Annotated in this window: 16 protein-coding genes; 6 read left to right on the top strand and 10 right to left on the bottom strand. The window is 69.4% G+C overall.

Annotated elements, in window-relative coordinates; genetic code table 11:
• Positions 1–43 precede the first annotated feature (43 nt).
• From KXS11_RS11285 to KXS11_RS11300, 4 genes are all read right to left on the bottom strand, one after another.
• Positions 44–364: a hypothetical protein gene (locus KXS11_RS11285; protein WP_437385679.1), complete on the bottom strand. Its 321-nt coding sequence runs from the start codon at positions 362–364 to the stop codon at positions 44–46.
• Complete coding sequence (locus KXS11_RS11290) at positions 361–900, bottom strand: hypothetical protein (RefSeq protein WP_437385680.1); 540 nt, start codon at positions 898–900, stop codon at positions 361–363. The genes KXS11_RS11285 and KXS11_RS11290 overlap by 4 nt, the downstream gene beginning before the upstream one ends.
• A gap of 194 nt (positions 901–1094) precedes the next feature.
• On the bottom strand, positions 1095–3653 hold the full coding sequence (locus KXS11_RS11295) for a hypothetical protein (protein ID WP_437385681.1): 2559 nt from the start codon (positions 3651–3653) through the stop codon (positions 1095–1097).
• A complete protein-coding gene (locus KXS11_RS11300; RefSeq protein WP_437385682.1) occupies positions 3653–4717 on the bottom strand; it encodes a LacI family DNA-binding transcriptional regulator in 1065 nt (354 codons plus the stop codon). Before KXS11_RS11300 ends, KXS11_RS11295 begins: the two co-directional genes overlap by 1 nt.
• A 78-nt stretch (positions 4718–4795) precedes the next feature.
• Between KXS11_RS11300 and KXS11_RS11305 the strand changes: the two genes are divergently transcribed.
• A complete protein-coding gene (locus KXS11_RS11305; protein ID WP_437385683.1) occupies positions 4796–6040 on the top strand; it encodes an MFS transporter in 1245 nt (414 codons plus the stop codon).
• 41 nt (positions 6041–6081) lie between these two features.
• Here the strand turns inward: KXS11_RS11305 and KXS11_RS11310 are convergent, their stop codons facing one another.
• Positions 6082–9387, bottom strand: coding sequence for a M60 family metallopeptidase (locus KXS11_RS11310; RefSeq protein ID WP_437385684.1), 3306 nt, complete (start codon positions 9385–9387; stop codon positions 6082–6084).
• Positions 9388–9500: 113 nt separating this feature from the next.
• Here KXS11_RS11310 and nucS point away from each other — a divergent pair, with 113 nt between their 5' ends.
• The gene (nucS, locus tag KXS11_RS11315) at positions 9501–10196 is read left to right on the top strand and encodes an endonuclease NucS (protein WP_437385685.1); all 696 of its coding nucleotides are present in this window, start codon (positions 9501–9503) and stop codon (positions 10194–10196) included.
• A gap of 96 nt (positions 10197–10292) precedes the next feature.
• Here the strand turns inward: nucS and KXS11_RS11320 are convergent, their stop codons facing one another.
• The 4 genes from KXS11_RS11320 to KXS11_RS11335 form a co-directional block, all read right to left on the bottom strand.
• Positions 10293–11762, bottom strand: a complete 1470-nt coding sequence (locus KXS11_RS11320) for a GntP family permease (protein ID WP_437385686.1) — start codon at positions 11760–11762, stop codon at positions 10293–10295.
• A 155-nt stretch (positions 11763–11917) separates the two neighbouring features.
• Positions 11918–13555 carry an N-acyl-D-amino-acid deacylase family protein gene (locus KXS11_RS11325; RefSeq protein WP_437385687.1) on the bottom strand — a complete coding sequence of 546 codons (1638 nt, stop codon included), beginning with the start codon at positions 13553–13555 and terminating at the stop codon, positions 11918–11920.
• Entirely contained in the window at positions 13552–14202 is a 651-nt protein-coding gene (locus tag KXS11_RS11330) for a bifunctional 4-hydroxy-2-oxoglutarate aldolase/2-dehydro-3-deoxy-phosphogluconate aldolase (protein ID WP_437385688.1), read from the bottom strand. Before KXS11_RS11330 ends, KXS11_RS11325 begins: the two co-directional genes overlap by 4 nt.
• Positions 14203–14248: 46 nt before the next feature.
• A complete protein-coding gene (locus KXS11_RS11335; RefSeq protein WP_437385689.1) occupies positions 14249–15553 on the bottom strand; it encodes an amino acid deaminase in 1305 nt (434 codons plus the stop codon).
• Positions 15554–15698: 145 nt separating this feature from the next.
• Between KXS11_RS11335 and KXS11_RS11340 the strand changes: the two genes are divergently transcribed.
• The 4 genes from KXS11_RS11340 (at position 15699) to KXS11_RS11355 (ending at position 18510) form a co-directional block, all read left to right on the top strand.
• Positions 15699–16751: a sugar kinase gene (locus KXS11_RS11340; RefSeq protein ID WP_437385690.1), complete on the top strand. Its 1053-nt coding sequence runs from the start codon at positions 15699–15701 to the stop codon at positions 16749–16751.
• Complete coding sequence (locus KXS11_RS11345; RefSeq protein ID WP_437385691.1) at positions 16748–17560, top strand: IclR family transcriptional regulator; 813 nt, start codon at positions 16748–16750, stop codon at positions 17558–17560. Before KXS11_RS11340 ends, KXS11_RS11345 begins: the two co-directional genes overlap by 4 nt.
• A gap of 81 nt (positions 17561–17641) precedes the next feature.
• A complete protein-coding gene (locus tag KXS11_RS11350) occupies positions 17642–18046 on the top strand; it encodes a RidA family protein (RefSeq protein ID WP_437385692.1) in 405 nt (134 codons plus the stop codon).
• Between the two features lie 41 nt (positions 18047–18087).
• Complete coding sequence (locus KXS11_RS11355) at positions 18088–18510, top strand: hypothetical protein (RefSeq protein WP_437385693.1); 423 nt, start codon at positions 18088–18090, stop codon at positions 18508–18510.
• Between the two features lie 93 nt (positions 18511–18603).
• On the opposite strand, the gene KXS11_RS11360 is transcribed toward KXS11_RS11355, so the two are convergent.
• Positions 18604–25689: a DUF5979 domain-containing protein gene (locus KXS11_RS11360; protein WP_437385694.1), complete on the bottom strand. Its 7086-nt coding sequence runs from the start codon at positions 25687–25689 to the stop codon at positions 18604–18606.
• Positions 25690–25982: the final 293 nt, after the last annotated feature.

The following is a 25982-nucleotide window of genomic DNA, read 5'->3' on the forward strand; positions in this document are numbered from 1 at the left end:
CCGTGGAACGTTCGAGGAGCGCGTCCCGAGTCGCAGGGAGTCGTCAGCGTCGTGCGCGGCGTCGTGCGCGGAGACCGAGGAGGACGAAGACGACCGCGATGACCACGGCGATCGCGGCGACGCCGAACGGTCCGATTCCGGCGAGGAGCGCCGTGAAGCCTGCGCGTCGGCCGGTCCCGCGCCCGGCGACCTCGTCCCAGATCGGCGTGAAGCACAGCACGGCGGCGAGGAGACCGACCCCCGCGCCGACGAACCAGCCGAACGGGGAATCCCCCGACTCCTCGACCGTCCACTGGCCCGACGCGTCCTGCTTCGCCTGGTCCTGTTTCGCCGGGTCGTGCTCGGGCTGCTGCGCGGCGGTCACTTCTTCCAGACCGTCCCGCCGTCGTTCACGTCGGAGTTGCCGACGTACACGCCGGTCAGGTCCGTGTCGCCGTCCGAGGACAACGGGATGCACACCGTGACGGTCTTGCCGGAGGCGAGGTCGTCGACGGCCGTCGTCGGGTCCTCCGGAGTACCGCTGCACTCGCTGAGGCCGATGAAGGAGGTGTCGAGGAAGGTGCCGTCGGAGAGTTCCGCGTACACGTTGTTCCAGGGCACGGCGAGCACATCGGCACTCGCGTCGCCGGCGTAGGAGAAGTCGATGGAGGCGAAGTAGACGGTGTCGTCGCCCTCGATCTGCTCGGCGACCGCTGCGGGAGCCTCGTCGAGGGAAGCGACCGTGACCGTGAACTCCTGGGCGTCGTTGCCGGCCGTCTTGGCGGCCATCGTGACCTTCGCGGAATCACCGATCGACACGGAGCCCCCGGAGCATCCGGCGAGCGCGGCGGCGAGCACGAGCACGCAGGCGCCCCCGGCGAGTCGGGCGAGCTGCTTCGTCGGTCGGGGGCGTTGCGTCATGGGTCTGTCGTCTTTCTGCTGGTGTGGGTCGCGCCGGCGAGCGTCGGCCGGCGGTCCGAGGCTGGGGAGGCGGCCGAGATGATCGGCCGGGACGAGCGTGCCAGGACGGCGCTGCGTGCGGCGAGTCTCCCGAACGAGCCCGAACGGCGGCGACCCGCGATCGGAGCGGCTCGGAGCGCGCCGGAGCGCGCCGGTCAGACGACTGGTACGGCGGCCGGCGGGGCGATGACGGCCGCCCGCCAGTGGCCGACCGTCGCGAGCAGCTCGGCGGCCTGCGCGAGTGCCACAGAGCAGGCTTCGGCCTCTCCGCGCAGCGCGTGCGCACGGGCGATCGTCTCGATGGCCCTGGCCTCCTCGACCCGGTCCCCGAGATGTCGGGAGATCTCCAGCGAGCGGAGCGCCCAGCGTCGCGCCTCCTCAGCGTCGCCGGCGTCGGCTGCGATCTCACCGAGCGTGCTGCCGGCATCGCTCAGCAGGATCGGGTAGGCGACCCGTTCGGCCTCTGCGAGGGCGACGTGCGCCAGACGCTCGGCTTCCACGAGATTCCCTCGGCGACGGGCGACCTGCGCGAGGTGGATCGCGATCTCGGCGTCCTCGTCGAAGGTCGTGGGCCCGCCGTCGTCCGCCCCTGCGGCGAGCAGGTCCGCCTCCGCCTCGTCCACGCGGTCCACATCGAGCAGGATCATCGCGCGCTGGATGAGCAGGTAGCCGTGGTTCACGCCCGGACCTCCGCGGGCGATGAGTGCATCGCATCGTCGAAGGGCATCGTCGAACCGCCCCTGCGCCTGCAGGACGAGCACCCGGTTGGACTCGACGATCGTGAGGTTCACCTCGTCGCCGCACCGCTCGCTCACCACCTCGGCGAGGTCGAGCAGGCGCTCCGCCCGACGATACCGACTCGTGATGCGCGCGAGGTTCCCGAGGTTGCCGATCGCCCGGCCACGCGTGACCGGGTTCTCGGCAGACGCCGCGATGCGCGCCGCCTGTAGGTACGAGCGCTCCGCCTCCGCCATCCGACCCAGCTGGCGTTGCACGTTCGCGATGACGTTCATCGTGCGACCGGGTTGTTCCTCGGCCAGCAGGCGACTCGCACGGTGCAGCTGGTCGAGCGCGTCGTCATAGCGGCCGAGCTTCTCGAACGCACGCGCGAGAAGTTCGGCCGCGGTGCCGCGTCGCTCGGGGGCGACGAACGGCTCGGCCAACTGGAGGAGCTCGGCCGCATGGCCCCAGTACCCGGCGTCGCCCACGCGCTCGACGACCTCCAGGGTCGCCTCGGCGAGCATCGTCCCGACACCCTGTTCCACCGCCAGCGCGGCAGCGGCGGTCAGCCCGTCGGCGAGTGACAGGTCGACACGATGCGCAGCGACGAGCGTGCGCAGATGGTCCAGCACGCGCAGGGCGACGTCGGTCAGCTCCGACGGCCGCTCCTGCCGGGCGGCCAGCCGACGCGCCGCGGTATGGACGAGCGGATGCAGCTCCACGGCGTCGCCGACTTCGACGACGAGGTGCATCGCGGCGAGCCGGTGGACCAGACGATCGACGGCGGCGGTGTCCATCTCAGATCGCCCGGCACCCGCGAGGACCTCGACCACGTCACGGCGCACGGTCCCACGCAACAGCCCGAGCCGCCGGAACAGCGCTTCGGCCTCCGGACCGACCGCAGCGATGGACGGCTCCAGCAGCGGCACCGCATGATCCCGGCGCGGGTGGTCGCCGAAGCGCTCGGCCACATCCGTCAGCGTCCAATCAGGGTGGTCGTGGATGAACCCCACCACGAGGTCGAGGTCGAGACGGATGCCGCTGATCGCTTGGGCCAGCCGCCGGATCGCCGCACCATCGGCCTCCGAGCGGTCGCCGGTATCGGGGTCGACGGATGATCGCCATCCCCGCGTCGCCGATTCGAGCAGCCGCACCGTCTCCTCGGTCTGCAGCGGGTGGACGATGCGCCGATCGACATCCATCGACTCGGTAGCAGCGAGCTCCTCCAGCCCGTCGAGCCGTGCCCGCGACGTCACGACCAGCCGCAGCCCACCGCCTCGGCCGGTGGGCGACGCGCCGGCGATGAACACTGGCGCGAGCTGGGCGGCGGAAGCGGCGTCTTCGAGCAGCACCACGACCGCGCGGTCGCGGGTCGAAGCGGCCAGTGTCTGGCGGAGCGCCGCGGCGTCGTACCTCCGGTCGGGACGCCCACCCAGCACCCGCACGAGTTCGCGCAGGACGTCGACGGGCTCGGCCGGACGCTGATCGTCCTCGAAACCGTGCAGGTGGAGGCGCAGCACGAGCTCGGCACCCCACCGTTCGCCCTCAGCCTCCGCGAGCGCTCGCGCCAGATCGGTCTTCCCGACGCCCGGCATCCCCGTCAGCACGACGACCGGCGCGGCAGCCGGGGCGATGTCGACCGTCCGCGCAGCAGCGGCGGGAGCGAGCACCGTCGCCACGACCGGACCGCCGATCACCGAGCCGTTCAGGCGCGCAGCTGTCACCCGCCAACCGACCGCGTCGGCCGGCGTCGCCCCGAGCGCGAGCACGAGGTCATGGATCAGTTCGGCGTCGATGCGCTGGCGGTCGGTGCGGAAGCAGTCGTAGACGGTCACCTTGCCTGGTGCATCGGACGATCCCCGAGCCTGGCGGAGCGCGCCGACGCGTCTCGCGAGCTCGGCGTAGGACGGCGCTCCGGCATCGACCCGCAATGCACCGAGCGCGAGCGCGAAGTCCTTCAGCGTGGCGACGGACGGAACGGATGCGCCGCCCATCACCGGGACCGGTGGGCCTCAGCCGTCGTGGCACCGCGGTGGAAGCGGACCTCGAACTCCTCCAACTCGGGGTCTCGGCCGTCGAGCATCGCGACGATCGCCCGGCCGGCGGCAGACCCCTTCTCCCGCGAGGGCTGCCAGACGGTGGTGAGATCGTAGTCGAGTCCTTCGACCCGGATGCCGTCGAAGCCGACGACGCTCAGCTCGCGCGGCACGTCGATCTCGAGCTCCTCCGCCGCCCGGATGACGCCAGCGGCGAGGAGGTCGCTCTGGGCGACGATCGCCGTCGGACGCAGTTCCGGTGCCACATCGAGGATCGCGTGGCCGGCGATACGGCCCTCCTCGAGCGATGACCCGGTCGCGACGAAGCCGCCGACATCGGGGAAGACGTCGCGGAGACCACGCAGGCGGTCGATGGCGGGCACGGTCGTGGCCTGCCGCTCCAGGTCGGCGGTGAGCGGACCCCGACGCTGCGACGGCACGAGGTTGAGGGTGACGACGGCGACATGCTCATGACCGAGCCCGACAAGGTGCTCGGCCTCCTGCCGCACACCGCCGCGGTTGTCGACGGTGATGTCGGGGACACCGAGCGAGGCGAGCCCCTCGATCGACACGATCGGCATGCCGCGACGGCTCAGCACGCTCACCGAGTTGTCGAGGCGTGGACTGCAGCCGATGAGGACGACACCGTCCATCGGGGCGTTGCTGAGCTGCAGCATGCCCTCCTCGGCGTCGTTCAGCAGCAGCATGCCCGCGCCGATCGCCGCGAGTTCCTCGGCGAGACCGTCGAGCGTCTGCACCATCACGGGGTCGCGGAACGAGTGGATGATGCGGCCACCGATGACCGCGCCGACGATCCCGCTGCGACCCTGGCGGAGCGAGCGGGCCCGGGGATCGGGGCCAGCGTAATCGAGCTCGGTCGCGGCCTGGAGCACGCGCTGTTTCGTCGCCTCGGAGACGGGGCCCGCGCCGCTGAACGCGAGTGAGGCCGTCGACGGGGACACCCCGGCGCGCGCGGCGACATCGGCCAGCGTCGGTCGTTGGGGGCGTGATTCCTGGTCCACGATCTGCTAGCTTAGTCGACGTCATCGAATCGATTCGATTATCGTCCAGCATCACCCGGAACAGCAACGAGGACCACCGTGTCAGAGCCGACCATCCCGCAGCCCGCCGTCGACGCCTCGCGTCCGCGCCGGGAACTCGTCGCCTGGCGGAACGCGATCTTCGTCATCTTCGCACTCAGTGGCCTGAGCATCGCGACCTGGGTGGCACGCCTCCCGGCCATCCGCGACAACCTCGACCTCACGACCGGCACCGTCGGCCTCCTCATCCTCGGCATGTCGATCGGCTCGATCATCGGCCTCGTCGCCTCGCAACACCTGCTCGCACGCCTCGGCCCGCGGAACGGCATGCGCCTCACGCTCGGACTCGTCGCCACCGGCCTGCTGCTCATCGGGATCGGCGCGAGCCTCGTGCCAGAGGCCGGCATCGTGCTCATCGGCCTCATCATCTTCGGCTTCGGCAACGGCGCGCTCGACGTCATGATGAACGTCGAGGGCGCGGCAGCGGAACAGGAGCTCGGCAAGACCGTCATGCCACTCATGCACGCCTGCTTCAGCTTCGGAACGGTCGCGGGAGCAGGCCTCGGCGCACTCGCCTCGGCGGCAGGCATCGAGGTCTTCTGGCACGCGCTCATCATGGCCATCGCCATCGGCGTCACCGCGGTGGTCGTCATGCGCTTCGTGCCGGCCGCGCAGGAGATCACGCCTGTGCACGCCGATGCACCGAAGACCCCCTGGCAGGAACGCCTCCGCGAGAGCCTGTCGGTGTGGGCGGACGGCCGCCTCATCCTCATCGGTGTCATCATGCTCGGCATGGCGTTCGCCGAGGGCAGCGCGAACGACTGGCTCGCACTCGCGGTGGTCGACGGCCACGGCCAGACCAACACGACTGGCGCGCTCGTCTACGGTGTCTTCGTCACGGCGATGACCGTCGGACGCATCGTCGGCGGTCCGCTCATCGACCGGTTCGGCCGCGTCCCGGTGCTGCAGGTCTCGGCGGGCGCCGCCATCGTCGGGCTCGTGCTCTTCATCCTCACCCCGATCACCTGGGTGATGATCGTCGGCACCGTGCTGTGGGGCCTCGGCGCCTCGCTCGGCTTCCCCGTCGGCATGTCGGCTGCGGCGGACGACCCGAAGCGCGCCGCAGCCCGCGTGAGCGCCGTCGCCATGATCGGCTACTGTGCGTTCCTCGTCGGCCCGCCGCTCATCGGCATCCTCGGCGAGCACGTCGGCTTGTTGAACGCCCTGTTCGTCGTGCTCGTGCTCATCGTGTTCGCCGGCCTCGCCTCGCCCGCCGCTCGGGAGAGCAGCCGCCGGAAGCGCTGAGGCGGGTCGGTTCGCACGCCCCGCCCCAGCGCGTGGTCGCGTCAGTCGAGCGGCACGAACGCGCCGCCGACGACGCGGTACGTGCGCTCCTTCGCGTCACTCCCGGCGAGCAGTTCGCCGGTCGCGCGGACGATCAGCCGGTTCGTCGGCTCCTGATGGGTGACGACCAGCGTCGAACCCTCGGGAACGGACACTCCGTGCAGGGCGTCTCGCATGACCGCGCCGGTGGCGTTCCCGTCCACGCTCGCAGCGGCGAGCACGGCGCCGTCCGCGGACCTCAGCTCGGCGGACACGTAAACCTGTCCGCCGAAATAAGGGTGGGCGGCCGTTGACGAGCCGGGATCGACGAGCAGCACGCCGTCGTGGAGGCCGACCGTCGCCACCAGGTTCTCGCCGATTCCATGGAACGCCGCTTCGTTCTGCATCGGGACGAATGACCCGTCCACGACCCGGAACGACCGCTCGCGGCTGTCGCTCCGCGGCGCCTGCACGCCGCCCGTCCACACCTTCAATCGATTCTTCGGTTCTGCATGAGCGACCACGAGCGTTGAGCCGTTCGGCACAAGCACTCCCTCGAAAGCCTTGCGCAGCACCGAACCGTTGTCCTGACCCTGCACGATCGCGGAGGCGAGCACGTCGCCCCGCGGGGAACGCAGTTCAGCCGACACGTACTCCTGTCCTCCGAAGTAGTCATGCGCGGCTCTTCCGTCCCCGGGATTCACTCGGACGACGCCCGCATCGAGAGCGATCGTCGCGATCAGACGGTCACTGATTCCGTCGAACTCAACGACGTCCACTGCGCGCGCTTCAGCGCTGCCGACGAGGACGTTCCGGTTCCCGAGCGAGTCGACGATGGTGGCTGCGATCCGAGCGCCCTGAGCGCCCACCTTGGAGTACACCACCGAGACATCCTCGACGATCGTGCCGGCCGCGAGCCCCGTCACCGACAGGTCGTCCGGGTCGAGGACCGACTGCCCGTACTGCACCGTGCCCACAGGGCCGAGCACACCGGATGGGACCACGAGGGAGGGGACCTGGCGCTCGATCACATCCGTCAGGCGATCGTCGTTCTCCCAGATCGGCGTCTGCAGCTTCGGGAACGCGGCGAGTTCCTCTGCCAGCGCGCCTTCCACGGGCAGACCCCACTCCCGGAAGAACGGTGTCAGGTCGCGATCGGCGATCCGCGAGGCTTCCCAGATGAAGCGGTCGTGCCCGGCGTACGCCCGGTCGTACCCTCGCGCATCCTGCATCCGGATCTCCTGAGCGAGTTGCGCGTAGAAGTCGTCGCCGAAGGCTCGACGCAGCTGGTCGAACATGAAGACCTTGAGGAACAGGTCCGAGATCTTGTTGTAGGCGCGCTCACCGATGGGCGTCTGCCGGAACGCGGCGAAGCCATTGCGAATTCCGGCACTGTCGACGCGGCTCGGATAACCGAGACGCTCCTGGACGTACAACGCCGAGATGTTGACGCTCACTTCGCCCAGTCCGCCCCCGTCTCGAACGATGCTCGGCTGGTAGGTGTGTCCGATCTCGTGCCAGAGGCCCCAGTTGTCGAAGCCACCCGCGAGGAGGTCCTTGCCGGCGCCGGTGTCGACCTGGAAGGTGATTCGCGAGTTCGTCGCCGACGCATAACCGGCACCGGTGTCGGGGTTCGAGACATACATCCGGTGGTCATAGCGGTGTCCGACACCTGATGCCGATTTCGCGAGACCGTAGGCGTCATCTGTGAGCTGCACCACTGTGTCCCAGGACGCGATCCGCACGTCGAGATCCTGTCCCTTGACCGCTTCGACGACGATCCGTCGCTGGAAGTCACCGAAGATCCGATCGCCGACGAGCGACACATACGGCGTCGACGACCACGCTGCGAGCTGGGCGTCGAACGTCGCGCGATCAGTACGTCCGACGAGGTACGTCGGGACAGGGAGCCCGCCGGCCACCGTCACCGCTCCGGCGGAGGTCTCGGACTGCAGGTAGACCATGCCGTCGCGGTCTGCTGTGATCGTGTTCACACCGGCGCGCAACCCATGCGAACTGTGCCCGACCGAGGCGCCGCCGTTCGCGACGGCGTGCGATCCGTACAAACCGACGACGAGGGCCGCGCCGTTCATGTCGCCCGGCACCGTCACGGTGAGGTCCTCGCCCTTCTCGACGTAGCGACCCGTTGGCTGAAGATCGCTGTGCGCGTAGGACCGCCCTTCGCGAGCCTGCGCCTCCCCGGCCGAGATGAGCGCGACGACATCGACGACCGAGCTCTGCTCGGAAACGACTGGGCCAGGCAGGTACTGCCCGCGGACACTGATCGTGGTGCTCACCCGGTCGATCTCGACGCCGCCCACCGTCTGGACGGCGCGGACATCCTCATACCGTCCGACACCGATCGGTTCGTCCCACAGCGCCGACCAGGCTCCGTCGGCGCCGGCCCGTGTCGCGCCGACCACGTGTCCATCGGCAGCCTCGATGCGGATGTCTGCGTGCGGCGTGGCATGACCGGTGAACTCCGGGGTCACCGACCCGCCCGCGTCGGCCACCAGCTCGGTGCCTTCGACCGGAGTGAGCAGTTCAAGCGGACGCATCGCGGGTCGCACGACCGCGAAGTCGTACGGAACCCGACCGACGTCCCGCCCACCGACCGACTGGATCGTGTGCCCACCGGAATACCGCGCCGGACGCAGCGACTTGTCCCAGGTGATCGACCAACGCCCCTGGGCGTCTGCAGCGACCTCGCCGACGTGGTCGCCCCACTGCGTCACGACACGCACCTGCGCCTCAGGGGTGGACAAGCCCGAGAACACGGGAGTCGCGAGGCCTGACGCATCGATGAAGACCTCACCGTTCAGTGCCGGGGTCTCAACCTCGAGCGGGGTGACCGCAGCATGGTTCACCGTGAAGTCGTATCGGACCCGGTCCACGTCTCGCCCACCGACGGACTGGATCGTGTGCCCGCCGACATATCGCGCCGGAAGCAGCGACTTCTCCCAGAGGATCGACCAACGCCCCTGGGCGTCCGCCGTGACCTCGCCGACGTGGTCGCCCCACTGCGTCACGACACGCACCTGCGCCCCAGCTGTAGCGATCCCGGAGAACACCGGGGTCGCCAGACCCGTGGCGTCAGCGGCGAACTCGCCACCGGCAGCCGGAGACTCCACCTGGAGAGCCACAGACGTCTCGACGTCGCGTTCGGCGAGGATCGTCGTTCGAGCCACCGAAGGCGACACAGCAGACCGGATGTTCGGCACGCTCGCAGCTTCGGCGGCCGTCGGCACGAGGATCGCCGTCGCGATGAGGGCGGTGATGCAGAACGTGAATCGCCCGTGGTGAGCGCGCTGAGAGACACGGGGGGACATGGTCAAGCCTTCCGATGGGGAGAGATATGTTAGTATATTACTATCACGATCACCGTCGCGCAAGACCATGCAGGGCGACCGCGAGCGACCTCCCTACCGGTAGGCTCGTCGTCGTGCGTTTGGTGATTGCGGAGTGCTCGGTCGACTATGCGGGACGCCTGTCGGCCCATCTGCCGTTGGCGAAGCGGCTGCTGATGGTGAAGAACGACGGCAGCCTGCTCGTCCACTCCGACGGCGGCTCCTACAAGCCCCTCAACTGGATGAGCCCGCCCTGCACCCTCACCACCATCGAGCCCGATGAGGACCAGGCTGCCGCCGGGATTACCGAGCTGTGGAAGGTGACCCACAAGAAGACCGGCGACGCACTCATCGTGTCGATCCACGAGGTGCACCACGACAGCGCCCACGAACTCGGTGTCGACCCCGGCCTCCAGAAGGACGGTGTCGAAGCACACCTGCAGAAGCTCCTCGCCGAGCAGATCGAGCTCCTCGGCGACGGCTACCGGCTCATCCGCCGTGAGTACATGACGGCGATCGGACCCGTCGACATCCTCGCCACCGACGCCACCGGCGCTTCAGTCGCGGTCGAACTCAAGCGCCGTGGCGACATCGACGGCGTCGAACAGCTCACCCGCTACCTCGAACTCATGAACCGCGACCCGCTGCTCGCTCCCGTGCAGGGTGTCTTCGCCGCCCAGGAGATCAAGCCGCAGGCGCGCACGCTCGCGCAGGACCGCGGCATCCGCTGCGTCGTCCTCGACTACGACGCCATGCGCGGCCTCGACGACAGCGACTCGCGCCTCTTCTGACCGACCCGGGGACCTTTCTCAGGAGCCCTCGGGCGTGTCGGCCTGTCGCGGGGCCGACACGCCGGGAGGGTCCTGAGAAAGGTCGACCAGCGAGGGCTAGACGAACTGCCAGATGAGGGCGACCATCGCGAAACCGACCACCGAGAGGATCGTCTCGAGTACGGTCCAGGTCGCGAGCGTCTGCTTCACCGACATGTTGAAGTACTTCGAGATGATCCAGAAGCCGCCGTCATTGACGTGCGAGAGGGTGATGGAACCCGCCGCGATCGCGATGCCGATGAGGGCGAGCTGCGGCTGCGAGTAGGAGGCCTCCAGGACGACCGGCTGCAGGATGCCAGCGGTGATGACGATCGCCGCCGTCGCCGAACCCTGCGCCACTCGGAGTCCCGAGCTGATGAGATAGGCGGAGACGATGATCGGCAGGCCGAGCGAACCGAGCACCTCGGCGAGCGCCGCTCCCACGCCGGTCGCGGAGATGACCGCACCGAAGAACGCACCGGCGCCGACGACGAGGAGGATCATGCCGATGGGCTTCAGCGACTGCCCCGACAACTCCCCGAGTTCTGCGAGAGACATGCCCCGCCGCACACCGAGCACGTAGTAGGCCAGGCAGACGGCGATCGTGAGGGCGACGGCCGGGTTGCCGATGAGCGTGAGCGCCTCCAGCAGCGGGCCGTTCGGCAGGGCGAGCGCACCGAAGGTCGCAGCGAGGATGAGCAGGATGGGTGCGACGATGATGAGTCCGACGCTCCACAGCGAGACGTCCTTGCGATCCGGGGCGTCGTCGGCAGGTTCGAGCACGTACTCTTCGGGCACGGACACCATGACGCGCTTGCCGATCCACAGCGGCCAGGCGATTCCTGAGGCGATGAACGCAGGGATACCGCAGAGGAAGCCCATGAGGATGAGCCAGCCGAGGCCGACCTCGAAGGTGCCTGCGAGGGCCGTCGGACCGGGGTGCGGCGGCAGGAACGCGTGCGTCATCGACAGGCCGGCGAGCATCGGCAGCGCGTACAGCACGAGCGACTTCCCGCCGCGACGGGCGGTGATGTAGACGAGCGGCGCGAGCACGAAGATGCCGACGTCGAAGAAGACGGGGATGCCGAAGATGAGACCGGTCAGGCCCATCGCGATCGGCGCACCACGTTCACCGAATCGACCGAGCAGTTTGCGGATGAGGACGTCGGCACCGCCGGAGCGTTCGAGGATGGCGCCGAGCACCGTGCCGAGGCCGATGATGATCGTGATGTGGCCGAGGATGCCGCCGAAGCCGGTCTCCAGCAGTGACGCACCCGGCTTGATCTGTTCGTCGTCGAACGGGTCGGGGACGGCGACGCCGACGATCTGGTAGATGCTCGTCCCGGTCGCGAGCGCCAGGCCGATGCCCACGATGAACAGCGAGATGAACGGTTCGAGCTTCACCCTGATGATGAGGACGAGGAGGACCGCGATCGCGACCGCACAGAGGATGAGGAGGCCCGGAGTGGTCTCCTGCAACCAGCTGATGGGGTTGTCGGGGGAGGATGCGGCAGCGGCGATGCTGCGCGCGAGGGAGCCTGAGTACATGCGTTGCTTTCAGTTCTGGTTCGGAATTCAGGGAATCTCGGGCCGCCATTGACGGGTTGTCCGATTTCCGCCAGCGATCAGCCGATTTCAGCGGAGTCGCCGAGAGATTCCCTGAATTCTGAACATGGTCTTGGAGAGGGCAGGGGGGCAGGGGGTCAGGCCGACGGGCGGCGGAGGGCGCGGCCGGGTGTCGCAGTGGTGCGACGGCCGTCGGCGATGACCGGGATGCCGGCGACGAAGACCCAGGGGATACCGGCCGCCTGCTGACGGGGCTCGGCGAAGGTGGCACGGTCGGAGACGGTGGCCGGGTCGAAGAGCACCAGGTCGGCGACGGCACCGACGCGCAGGACGCCGCGGTCTCGGAGGCCCAGCCGCGCCGCTGGCCGCGATGTGAGGTGCGCGACGGCCTCCTCGAGCCCCAGGACACCCTCTTCGCGCACGTAGTGGCCGAGGTAGCGGGGGAAGGTGCCCCACGCGCGTGGGTGCGGCTTGGCTCCGATGAGGATGCCGTCGCTCCCGCCCGTGTGCGCCGGGTGGACCATCATCGTGCGGACGTTCGCCTCGTCTCCGACGTGCTGGAGGATGCCGGTCGCCAGGCGGTCGGCGAGCAGGATCTCGAAGAACACTGCCGTGGGGTCTCCGGACCAGGACCGCCCGGGCTCTTCGGCGATCGCCGCGACGGTTCGGCCGACGAACGGCGCCAGTTCCGGGTTCGCGACACCCGAGATCTCGATCGTCGACCAGTCGGTGACGACACCGTGGCAGCCGTCCGTGCCGACGACCTCGACCTCATGACGCACCCGCGCCCGCACGGACGGGTCGCGGAGGCGCTCGAGCGTTGCAGCCGGCCCGCCCACGGCAGCCCAGCTCGGTAGGAGCGCGGAGAGCGTCGTTGAACCGGGGAGGTACGGGTAGGTGTCGAGGGTGATGTCGACCCCGTCGGCGATGGCTTCGTCGATGAGCGCGACGAGCTCGGCCGCACGGCCGGCGTTCACGCCGAAGTTCATGGTCGCGTGCGTGAGGTGGAGCGCACAGCCGGACTGCCGGCTCACCTCGATCATCTCGGCGTACGCCTCGAGAGCGCCCTTGCCGTAGGAGCGCTGATGCGGCGCGTAGAAGCCGCCGTGCTCGGCGACGACCGTGCAGAGTGCGACGAGCTCGGCCGTGTCGGCGAACATGCCGGGCACGTAGGTGAGTCCGGAGGACAGGCCGATGGCTCCCTCCTGCATCGAGGTCGCTACGATCTCCTGCATCCGAACGAGCTCCGCAGGGCTTGCCGGTCGATTCTCGGTGCCGACGACGAGCATCCGCACCGAACCCTGCGGTACGAGGTAGGCGACGTTGAGGGCCGCACCGCTGTCGACTCGGTCGAGGTACTCCCCCACCGTGCGCCAGGCGAAGTCGACATCGTCCGGCTCGCCGTTCCAGCCCGCGATCTGCTGCCTGATGATCGCCATGGTGCGATCGTCGGTGGGTGCGTAGGAGAGCCCGTCCTGACCGAGGACCTCCGTGGTGACCCCCTGCGACACCTTCGCGAGGTGCTCGGGATCGCGCAGGACAGCGAGGTCGGAGTGGGCGTGCATGTCGATGAAGCCCGGTGCTGCGACGAGGCCGGAGGCGTCGATCACGTGGGCGTCGTGCGGTGCGGCGTGCTCGGCTGCACCTCCGAGAGCCGCGATGCGGCCGTCCTGGATGAGCACCGACCCGTGCACGCTCGGTGCGCCCGTGCCGTCGATGATGCGGGCGTCCTGGACGAGCACCGCCCGGCCGTTGCCCGCCGATGCAACGCTCATGGCAGGAGCGCCGCCTCCGTGAACGCGGTGGCCCGGGCAGCGACGCCCGCCCAGTCGGCGGCCGCGACGTGTGCGGCACCGACGACGCTCGATCCTGCCGTCACGGCGGCGGCGCCGGCCTGGATGTACTCCCGCGCGTTCCCGGCGTGCAGCCCACCGGAGGGTACGAGACGGAGCTCGGGGAACGGACCTCGGAGGTCCTTCAGGAACCCTGATCCCATCGTCGCTGCGGGGAAGATCTTGACCGCGTGCGAACCGAGCGCCGCCGCACGCATGACCTCGCTCGGTGTCATCGCGCCGAGGAGGAACGGGACGCCTGCCGCGAGTGCGACCTCGGCGACCTCTTCACTCAGCCCGGGAGTGACGAGGAACTGCGCGCCGTTGTCGATCGCCCGCCGCGCGGTGTCGGCGTCGACGACCGTTCCGGCTCCGATGACGGCACCGTGGTCTGCGCGTGCGTCGGCTGCCGCGCGGATCAGCGCCTCGACGCCCGGCGTCGTGAACGTGAACTCGACGCTGCGGATACCGCCGGTGGCGAGGGCACGGCACAGCTCCACCGGGTCGGGGATGACGGGCACCCGGACGACGGCGATCGCGCGGTCGTCGTAAAGCGCGTCGAGTGCGTGCGGGGTGGTGATGCTGGACATGCGGTCCTCTCTCGCCGGCGAGCCCGGCTCGGTCGTCGGGGCTGGATCAGCCGAAGGTGGTGGTGACGACGTCGACGGCCAGTGGATCGGCGCCGCGGACGTCGTCGATCACGATGAGGGCTCGCCACTTGTCGAAGGTCGTACACGGGTGCGAGAGGCCGAGCCGGACGACGTCGCCGACCTCGAGGTCGCTTCCGGCCGGGAGGGCGATGAAGGTGTGCTGGTCGTTCATGGCCGTGGCCGTGGCCCCGGGGAGGGGTTCGACGGTCTTCGAACCGGCGCGGCGGACGCCCTGCACCTCGGGTAGGCCTTCGTCGAAGGGGAAGTCGCGCTTGCCGCCGTCGACGAGCGCGAGACCGGGCTCAGGACGCGACACGATCGTCGCCCAGCCGTGGATGGCGGAACGGAAGTCGCCTGTGCCCGTGTGCCGGGAGAGTGGACTGATGCCGCGGTAGAAGCCGTCGTCATGGGTGATGTACGCGCCTGAGCGGAGGAGGACGTCGACGGCGCGGCCAGTGCTGCCTGCCAGGTCGCGGAGGCTGGCGAGCACCTCGGCCACCACGTCGAAGTAGGCGCTGCCACCGGCGGTGACGATCAGGGTGTCGACACGGGCGTCGTAGCGGTCGGCACGCAGGAGGGTGGTGTGGAGGTCGGCGAGCGAGACGAGGTAGTCGTGCACGATGCGGAGCGAGCCGTCGTCGCCGTGATGGGCGAGCGCACCCTCGTAACCGCTCACGCCGGCGAGGGCGAGCTCGGGCGATGCGGAGACCGCCTCGGCGATCTCCAGCGCCGTCGCGTGGTCTCGTGCGCCGGTACGTCCGCCGGGGGCCCCGAGTTCGACGAGAACGTGCAGCGGTCGGCGCGGCGGCTGCTCGGCGAGCACTGCGGCCATGATCTGCACCGCTCGGACGGAGTCCGCCCACACCACGATCTGTGCGTCGCCGGCGTCGAGCGCACGAGCGACGGCACGGAGGTGCTCCGGCTGCACCAGCGCGTTGGCGAGCATGACCTTCGGAATCGACCAGTCGAGCGCGACCGCGAGCTGCCACGGGGTGGCGACGGTGATTCCCCAGCTGCCGGCGTCGAGCTGGCGTTGCCAGAGCGCGCGGTTCATCGTGGTCTTGCCGTGGGGGGCGAGACCGACACCGGCGCGCTCGCACCAGCGGCGCATCGTCTCGACGTTGTCGCGGACAGCCGAGCGGTCGAGGGTGACGAGTGGCGTGGTGAACCCGGACAGTGCAGGCGCGGCGGCGAGGAAGGCCACGGCATCGAGACCGACGGAAGCCGGCGGGAAGCCTTTGAGGCTGCCGTCGAGCACACCGATCCTGCTGGCGTCGAAGTCGTCCGTCATGGTCTCCTCGTTTCGATGTCGAGAACCGCTTGCCCTTCATTCGTTGCGTATTGTGCAACGTGTATTGCATGCAGCGCTACGTCTGTTCTAGCATTGACGCCAGAGGCCGTCAACCGAGATCGGCCGGAACGCGAGGCGAACTGTGATGACGACGTCACCGTCCACCGTGAGCACGATCGGCGAGGCCATGGTCGTCCTGCTCCCCGAGAGCCAGCTCCCGCTCGCAGAGGCCCGTGAGTACCGCACCGGTGTCGGTGGAGCCGAGTTCAATGTGGCGTCCAGCCTCGCACGCCTCGGCATCCCCACCCACTGGATCTCACGCGTCGGCGATGACGGCTTCGGAGACTACGTCCTCGACACCGCCCGCCACGACGGCGTCCTGGTCGATGCGGTCGAGCGCGACGCCCAGCGCCCGACCGGCCTGTACATCAAGGAGACGGTCGTCGCGGCCGACGGCGACCGCCGCCCGCGCATGCACTACTACCGCAGCGGCTCTGCGGCCTCACAGCTCAGCGCGTCCACGCTCCAGCACGCCAGCACCCGTTCCGCGCTCGACGCCTCAGCCATCGTGCACACCTCCGGCATCACGCCGGCGCTGTCCGACTCCACGGCCGAACTCGTCGGGGTCCTGCGAGCAGCCCTCGTCACCGATGCGGTGCTGAGTGTCGACCTCAACTTCCGGCCTCGCCTCTGGGAGGGCCGGTCGACGGCTCCGCTCCACCGCCTGCTCGATCAGGCGGCAGTGCTCTTCCTCGGAGTCGACGAAGCCGAGCTGTTCTTCGGGCACGCCGATCCCGCGCGCCTGTTCGCAGAGCTCCCAGCACTGCAACGCATCGTGCGGAAGGACGAGTCCAACGCCGCGACCACGGTCCATCGAGACGAGCCGAGCGACAGCACCGAGGTCCCGTCCCTCGTGGTCGACGTCGTCGAGACGGTCGGAGCAGGAGACGCCTTCGCAGCCGGATACCTCGCAGGCCTGGCCTCCGGCGCTCCCGACGCCGCCTGCATGCGGCTCGGTCACGCGATCGCCGCCTCCACCCTCATCTGTCATGGAGATCGCCCCGAACTCGTCCCCGACGCTGACGGCGTGCAGGCCATCGTCGACGCCACCGACGAGGCGTGGGCGTCGTGGCGCATCTCGCCCGCGAGCCCCCTCCCGTGGACGACGATCGCGGCACAGGGGATGATCAAGACATGAGTCAATCGCTGTCGCGCGCCCTCGACCTCCTCCGCGAGATCGTGTCGGGCACCAACTCCCTCGATGGCCTCGCCGCAACGGCCGGCGTGCACAAGACCACCGTCCTGCGTCTGCTGAACACGCTCGAAGAGCACGGCTTCGTCACCCGCGACGCCGGATTCCGCTACCACCTCGGCCCCGCGATGTTCGAGCTCACCCAGACGGCGCTCGAGGAGCAGGACGTCCGGGGTGTCGCATCACAGCATCTGCGCGCGCTCGGGGCGGCGACCGGGCAGACCGTCCATCTCGCCGCCTACGAAGACGGCTCCGTGTTCTACATCGACAAGGTCGAGTCACGACAACCGCTGCGCATGTACTCCCGCGTCGGCCTTCCCGCCTCGCTGTATGCCACCGGCGTCGCGAAGGTACTGCTCGGTGGCCTCGACCCGGCCGAACGTCGGCGCATCGTCAACGGCATCGTGTTCGAGCGGTACACCGACAAGACGATCACCGACGCCGACGCCCTGCTCGCCGACATCGAGCGTTCGAAGGAGCGCGGCTGGGCCGAAGACCACGAGGAGCACGAGAGCTTCATGAACTGCGTGGCCGCCCCGGTGTTCGGGCCGGACGGACGCATCGCGGCCGCCGTGTCGATCTCGGTGCCGACGATGGTGCTCCCACACGCCGACGTCAGAGGCCTGCTCCCCCAGCTCCTCGCGACGACGGCGGCCATCTCCATCGAGCTCGGCTACGCACCCGCCGAGGCGCGCACTCCCAGCGCGTCAGTCACGCCCACCACGGCGGCGACTGAGCCCCACCCCGCCACCTGAGCCTCCACCCCGGCCACGGCCGTCCAACCTCGGCCGCTGAGCCTGTCGAAGCGCCACCAACACGAAGGAACGAACACCCCCATGACCGCACGCACCGCCATCTCCACCACGGACGCTCCCGCACCGGCGCACACCTTCTCGCAGGGTGTCCGGAAGGGCAACTTCGTCCAGGTCTCCGGGCAGGGCCCCGTCGACCCGGCCACGAACGAGTACCTGTTCCCGGGCGACGTCGCCGCGCAGACCATCCGGACGCTGCAGAACGTCGAGGCGATCCTCGCGGCCGGTGGCGCGAGCTTCGACGACGTCATGATGCTGCGCGTGTACCTCACGAAGCGCGAAGACTTCAGCATCATGAACGACGCCTACGGCGAGTTCGTCGGCTCGCGCATCGCGGGCGGCGTCCTGCCCTCCCGCACGACCGTCTTCACGGGTCTCCCCCGCGAGGAGATGCTGGTCGAGATCGACGCGATCGCCATCGTCGACTGACACCGTCCCGGCTCTGGCCCCTCGGTTGTACGCTCCAGTGCGTGGAACGCGAACGATGGGTACTCGACCCGAGCAGCCAGGTAGAGCTGCGTGTGCCGCCATTCGCAACGCCTGAAAGCACGATTCGTCACCACGAGCTGGCCAGCCAAGGCCTCTTGCGGCGGATCCGCTTCTTTCCGGATCATGGCCGATTGGACCCTCTGTGGGACGACGAAGCCGATGAGTACACCGTGTCTGCGGAGGAGCTCGGACTGAGCTCATCACTCACCGTGGAGCTTCGATCGTGGCTGCAGTCCTGGCAGGAACGTACCGAACGACCGCATGCCGAGGACGATGATGACCGAGCCACGGCGGCTTGGGAAGACAGAGGTGACACCTTGCTCGAGCGTCTTCGCGAAGAACTGTGGCCGACCTCACAGGTGGACCCAGAGTTCCGACGAGCCCGCGGGCTTTCGCTCGCGTAGATCGTCGGAACTGGGGAACCTGTCAGCAGGTGGTCTTGCGGACCCCCGCGTTCGGTCCAGCGCACCGAGCTGGACCGAACGACGGAGGAACTGCTACTGGGCGCTACCGCGGCGGCGGCGACCACTCAGCACGAGCAGCAGAGCACCGAGAAGCGCCAGGACGCCTCCCACGATCCACAGCCATGCTCCGGCGAAGCCGGTCGAGCTCAAGGAACCGTCCGTGAGTGCCGAACCCGGGTCAGCGGGCACGACCGGTGCCGGGTCGAAGGTGTTCACGACCGCAATGGTCGCAGCCTCGCCCGCGGCGACCGTGACCACACCGACAGCGGCGTCGCCGTCGTTCGGCGTGATCGCCGTCGACGTCGCGCCACCGGCATCCGTCTCGACGAGCTCGCACTCGGCACCGACGGGCAGCTCCGCGTACTCGGCGGTGAGGCCGGTGTCGCGGGACAGTGTGCGCTCGGCACCGCCTGGGATCTCGACGGCGGCGGACTCACCGTCGACGTCGGCGAGGCAGCTGAGCGCGACCGTGAAGGTCTTGTCCGCGTTCGCAGCGGCTGCCGCACCCGCGAGTTCCTTCGTGACCGTGATCGACCCGACCTCGAACACGTTCGTGATCGTGGCGGCGAGCGTGGCGTCCGACTGGATCGTCGTCTCGACACCCTCGGTGCCCGAGCCGGTCTCCGCGCCCTCACCCGAGCCGATGGTGATGATCGAGTTGGTCGCGCCACCACTCAGCGACTCGACGATGCGGCACTCCGCACCGACAGGCAGGGCGTCGAAGTCGGCGATGAGTCCACCGTCGATCGACACCTCGCGGGTCGGACCACCGGGGATCTCGACAGCCACGGACTCGCCGTCGACCGTGCGGACACAGCTCAGCTGCACCGTGAAGACGCCCTGACCGTACCGCTCCGCACCGTCACCGGCCACAGCCTTCGTCACCTCGAGCGAGCCGAGGAGGAAGGTGTTCGTCACCGTGAAGCCGACCGTCGCGTCCGGTGCGATCGGGTCCGCCGAGGAGGCGATGTCGACGATGTCGGCACCACCCGTCTGCGTCTCCGTCATCGCGCAGACCGCGCCTGCAGCGAGGTGCTCGATCGTCGCGACGAGCGGGAGGTCACCGCCGAGGGTGACGTCGCCGTCCCAGACGACGCGCGTGCCGGAGTCGTCGGTGAGCGTGCAGACCGCGTGGACGACGAACGGACCGGCTCCATAGAGTTCGGCACCGGGACCGGTGACGACCTTCGTGATCTCGAGTGCACCGTCGGCGAACCCGTTCACGATCGAGGCGGTGTTCGTCGGCTCGCCGTCGGCGTCCGCGGTCAGCGTGACCGGCGCGTCGGTGGCGTCGACCGGCTCCGCAGCCCCGTCGGCCGTCGTCATCGTGATGCTCGTCGAGACAGCACCCTTCGGGTCCGTCTCCGTCACCGTGCAGTCGGCACGTGCCGGCAGGCCGGTGAACGAGGCGGACTCACCATCGGCGAGCGTCGCGGTCATCGGGGTCTCAGCCGAGAAGCCGTCGGCGTAGACCGGCTCGTCGAGGAAGAGGCACTGCACCGCGACGTCGAAGGGTCCGTAGGAGACCGGCGTCCCGTCCTGATCGACGGCGTCCGTGGCGACGGACTTCTCGACGACGAGCCCTGCGAGGTCGTAGGTGTTCGTCGCGATCACGACGGGCACCGTCTGCGGCGGGCGCACGATCGTGACGGTGTTGATCTGCTCCGAGGTCTGACCGTTGTCGTCTTCCGCGATGGTGCACTCGGCACCCCACGGCAGGTCGGGCACCGACACCGGCGTGCCGTCGGCCGACAGGGTGATGGGACGGACGGGGATGTCCTCGCCGACCGAAACACACGTCACGTCACCGGTGAAGGTCGCCGGCGCGTACCGCTCGGCGCCGTCACCCGCGAGTTCCTTGAGGGCCTCGAGCGGACCGGTCGCGAGCGCCACACCGACCTTGTTGCCTTCGGTCGCAGGCGTCGTGCCGATGGTCTGACCGCTGACCGTGCGCCCCGCCACCGCGATGGTGTTCCACGCGATGGTGTCGGGGCCGGCCGTCGGCGAGTACGCGGGAGTCCGCGTCTGCAGGTCGATCGAGACCGTGCCGGCCGGCGGCAGCGCCGTCCCGAAGTCGACGACGAACTTGAGCGAGGTCACCGTTGCCGGGTCGACGGCGGCGGCGGCCGCGCTGTCCCACACGAGCCAGCTGCCCGGTGCGCACTGCGCTCCGGTCGTGTTGAGGTCGCTCACGCAGGGGTTCGCGGCCGTCGTGTAGTAGGTGGTCATCGATGCCGTGGGTCCTGCGACGGCGAGCGTGGCGACGCCCGTCCAGCTCGGCTGCCACTCGGAACGGCGCGGCAGGGCGCTGTTGGCACCGGTGTCGCCGACCTTGGGGAGGCGGTCGATCGCGACCATCCGGTTCATCGGGAGGGTTCCGACATTGGTGAGCACTGCACGCCACGTCTCGGTGCCGCCGGGCTTCGTGACCGGAACGCAACCGCCGCGGTAGAAGCCGGCCTGGTTGGGCTTGCAGTCCACGGCGCCGTTCACGGCGTTGGTCCCGAGTTCGGTGTCATCGGCCTTGACCGTCTTGACGCCGCGGATGGCGCCGGCGAGCTGCACCGTCACGCTGGTGTTCGTGCGGCACTCGCCCGTGGTGGCGTCCAGACGCCCGGAGCAGGCGTCCCACGCCCGGTCACCGGTCACGCCCATCGTGTTGGTCACGACGGTGTTGGCCGTCAGCCCCGGACGGAAGACCAGCTGCACGGTGATGCGGTACGTCTGACCGACCTCGAGGACGCTGCCCTCGGGGAAGGTGAACGTGATGACGTCTGCGCCGGAGTTCACGGAAGCGGTCACGTCGGCACCGTCGGTCGGCAGGGCCGGCCCGTTCGGGGTCGACGGTGCCGCGCCGGTCAGAGCGTAGCTGTACGGCGAGCTCGCCGGATCCGCCGCCGGGTCGAAGATCAACTGCACCCCACCGGCGTCACTCGGCAGGCGGTCGGTGACGACCGGGTTGACGATCGGCGTGTTGCCGGAGTTCGTCACCGCGAGGCCGTAGTTGATGACACGACCGGGGCTCTGGACACCGGTCGGCGTCTTCGCGACGGTCACGGCGTTGTTCGAGTGGATGTATCCGACGGTCGCGTCGGCGTCGTCCGTCGCAGTGAGCGCCGGAGCGCCCTCGCCGCCGGTCAGTGCGCCAGTGACATCGGCGACGACGCGGTTGCTGAAGACACCGGCCGCGCTCTCGCCCGGTGCCGGCTGGTTCCCGGCGAGCGTCGAAGGCACCTCGCCTCCGGACCGGAGGTCGACTCGACGCTGCACGGCGACCGGCACCTGCTGAAGCGGCGATGCGGGGTTCTCCCAGAACGCGCCGTCAGCGCGAGTGAAGGTGTACCGGACGCCCTCGACGTCGCTCGCAGCCACCGAGTCGGGCAGCGGCGACGCGTTGAACTGCGATGCGGTGCGGGCGGTGCCGTTCACCCATGTTCCTCCGGAAGCGACGCAGTCCAGCGAGACGTCACTGAAGTCTCGACCGACGCAGACGTCCATCTGCACGCGGTTGATCGGAGCCGTCAGCGTGATCTGCGGGGCGAGTCCGACGTAGTCGAACGCGTTCCAGAACGTGCCGGCGTCGTCGGTGAGCACGAGCTCCACCGCGCGGACGCTGCCGCCGGGACGACCCGAGAGGGTCATCGTGATCGGCGCCCGGTTCGGCTCCTGCTGGGACACGGTGTTGAACGTCTTGCCTGCGGTGACGGAGATGCTCATCGCCTGCAGCACCATCGAGGCGTCGTCGGTCGCGGTCGGGCTGCTGTCGGGGCTGCCTCCGAGGTCGGCGACCTGCGCGACGGTGTCGTTCGCGACGGCCGAGTCGGCCACCGTGACCGGGGCGTCGGTGCTGCGGTGCGTCGCGCGCAGGCGGGTGTCGAGCGTCAGCGTGGCCTGCGCACCCGAGTCGATACGACCGGTGTGCAGCACGCGAACGGACACGACGTCGACGAGTTGCGCCTCGGTCATCCCGAGCGCCGTCGTCCTCGAGACCGTCTGCACGGAACCGTCGGACGCGGTCAGTTCGACGACCGTGTCGACGGTGCCCGCAGGCTGCGAGATGGTCACGAAGCCCTTGATGTTGAACACGTCGAACGGCGCCGAGGTCGAATCCGGGTTCGGCTCCGTGATCGACAGGCTGTCGACCTTCGCGGCCGTCACGTTCGTCGCGACGATGCTCGCGCGGCCGGACGGGAAGAAGGCCTGATCGGTGCCGAGCGGCGGGATGCCGAGCGGACCGCCGGTCCACGTCTTGTCGACCTGCACGTTGAGCGGCACGTCGATGAGCGTCACGGTGTCGGAGTCGACGTCGGTGACGACGAGGTCACCGGCGCTGTCGAGCCCCGAGGCTCGCGCGGTGTTGACGACCTGGCCGGGCGTTCCCGGACCGGCGTTGTACTCGCGGGAACCGACGGCCGGATCGGGGTCGGTGACCGGCACGCGGACGAGGTCCCGGACCTGGAAGTCGAGCACGAAGGAGCGGTCGTTGCCGATGGAACGGGCGACCCCGCTGCCGACCTGCGGAGCCGTCGGGTCGTCACCGATCGTCGCGGCGCGCGTGGGGCTCTCCGCGAAGACGAGGCGGACGCCGACCGTCGACGCCTGCTCGGCGGCGGTGAAGCTCACACCGGGGAAGGTGCCGTCGCACGCCCCAGGGCAGGGATCGTTCTGGGCTTCGACCCAACCGTCGCCGTCGTACAGTTCGACGCGCAACACCTGGTCGTATTGGAGCCACGGATCCTGCTCGGCCGTGATCGGGTCCACGCCGGTGACGTTGAAGGCGTTGAACACCGTGTCCTCGACGGGCGTCGTCGCGGGGTCGGCGGTGTCGGAGATCACGACGGTGTCGAGGTCGGCGTATCCGCCCGTCGACCAGTCGATCCGAGCCGGGATGCTGTCGCCCGAACGCGCGATGACGGTCTGACCAGCCCCGGGCGAGCTCTCGAGGAAGGTCTTCTCGATGAGGTCGCCCTGACCCGGCTCCACCGGGATGAGCGTGATGGTCGGGCACGGCACCGCGGTCACGCCGGTGGCAGGGTCGATGTTCGCGGCGGAAGCCCCGGCAGCTGCGCAGTTCTCGATGACGTCGTCGCCACCGGCTGCCGCGCCGCTCGCGTCCCGCTTGTCGGCACGGAGCGCGACGCCGAAGTTCGGCTGCACCTTGGTGCCGGGCGCGAACCCGATCTCGGAGTCGAACTGGAAGCGCAGACCCTGGATCGAGCCGCGAAGCTCAGCCGGGATCGGCATCGAGAAGATCCGCGGGCCGGCGACACCCGTCGCGCCGGGGAGGTCGACGAACTGCGTCCCGTCCCAGTACTGGACGGTGAGGGTCGCGTTCGCGGGGATCGCCGTCTGCGTGATCGCGGTGGCGTCGAACGAGTTCCACCAGGGGTTCGGCGACGGCACGGCCGGCAGCACCTGGGGGTCCTGGACGACGATCTGGTCGGCGTTCGTGGTGGAGGCGGGGAACGGCAGGAGCTCGGTCGGCAGCAGCACGGTCGCCGGCGAACCGGGCACCGAGAGGATGCTGGCCGGTGCGATGCGCTTCGCGACCTCGACGGCCAGGTGCTCGTCGTAGATCGTGAGCTGGTCGCTCGCCGTGGTGGTGCCAACGGTCCCGTCGACGGCGGTCGCGGAACCCTCGATGAGGTTGTCCCAGACGAATGGGGTGGGCGCGAAGTCGGGGTCGGTCGTGATGCCGAACGGCACGGTGGCCTCGGCACCGGCCGCGATGGTCCCGGTGAAGGTGACCGTGTACCCGGCGACCTGCTTGCCGGTTGCCGGCGCCGGCAACGTGTCCGCTGCGCCGGCAGCGATGGTCTCGGTCGTCCCGTCGCGGTAGGTCCAGGTGACAGAGGCACCCGTGGCGCCCATGGGCCAGACGACACCGGTCGTGAAGGCGTCGAACTCGATGCCCTCCGGGATGCTCGACCCGCTCGGCTCGGTGATGCTCAACGAGGTGACCGCGTCAGTGCTGTCGTTGGTGACCGTCGTGGTGACCGTGCTCGACTCGCCGTGGACGATCGCGTCGGGTTCGAAGCTCTTCGTCGCGGCGACGTCGACGACGGTCGGCACGATGCTGTACACGCCGGTGGCGGAGGCGTCGTCGGACTCGTCGCCGAGCACGACGGTCGCGGTGACGACGTTCGCGACGTCGGTGGGACCGGCGATACCGGCGACGTTCTCGCGCTGTTCGAGGTCGACGTCGATGGTCGCGGTCGCGCCGAGCGGCAGTTGCGCGCCGCCGCTGTTGTCGAAGGTGAAGCGCAGACCGCCGATGCTGGCCGGGTCGACGCCGTCGGGCAGGGTCGCCGTGGCCGCGGGGCTGCCGATAACCCAGTCGGTGCCGTCCCACACGTCGACCTGGACGCGGTCGGCGCCCTCGGGCAGGGTGACCTGGCCGAGCGCCGTCACGCCCAGGTACTGGAACGGGTTCGGCGCCGCTGTCGGATCGATCGGGTCGGTGACGACGAGGCGGTCGACCGGGCCGTTCGAAGCGTTGCGGCCGATGAGGGTCGCCGTCGTCGCGGTACCCGGTTCGTTGGCTGCCGAGGCGGGCGCGAAGCTCTTCTCAGCGCCGGCGAGCAGGGTGCGCTCCACGGTCGGGGTGACGATCGCCGTCGAGTTCGCCGGGGCGATCGCGTTGCTCGCGTTCAACGTGCCGGTGTTCGGAACCGGGAGGCCCGACTGCGCGAACGGGAAGTCGTCGCGCACACGGACGGTGATGGTCACCACACCGGTCGAGGAGTCCATGAGGCCGACGGCGCCGGCCGGGTCTTCGAGCTGGTCGGTGAAGGTCACCGTCACGGTGTTGCCGGTGATGACCGGGTCGGCGGCACTGACACCCTGGCCGACGTCGACCGCGAGGATCTCGAACCCCTCGGGGATCGGGTCGGTGAGCACGGCGTTCGTGCATCCGGTGCCGGTGTCGAGCGCTGAGCAGCCCACCGTCAGGTCGTAGGAGAAGGTCTCGCCCGGCACGACGTTCGGTGTCGAGACCTCTTTGAGCAGCGTCACCTCACTCGGGCCCTCAGCGAACGCGGCGGGTGCCGTGAGCGACATGAGTCCCGTCGCGACGACGATCGAGGTGAACAGGGCAAGCAGGCGGGAACGACGGCGCATCGGAACTCTCGGGCTGGGTCCTGACGGCGCAGCGAGGCGACCGTCCGGATTCATCGGGTGAATCGGGCGTTCGAGGTCAGCGCTGTCGGGCGCGGTTGACGATCGGTGGTCGAATCCCCCGCTGCGCTGTCCCCGATCGACATCCTAGGAGAACTCCCAGCCCCCACACGGGGGATATCCCACATTTGTCCTATAACTTTTCGGTCTCAGTGCTTCGGCCAGCGCGGTGCGCTCGCGCGAACGCGCCCCTGTGCCGCGAGCGCGGGCCTCCGGAGGGACGCGCTCGCGCCACA

This window comes from Plantibacter flavus, assembly GCF_051487245.1.
In the GTDB taxonomy this organism is placed as follows: Bacteria; Actinomycetota; Actinomycetes; order Actinomycetales; family Microbacteriaceae; genus Plantibacter; species Plantibacter flavus_B.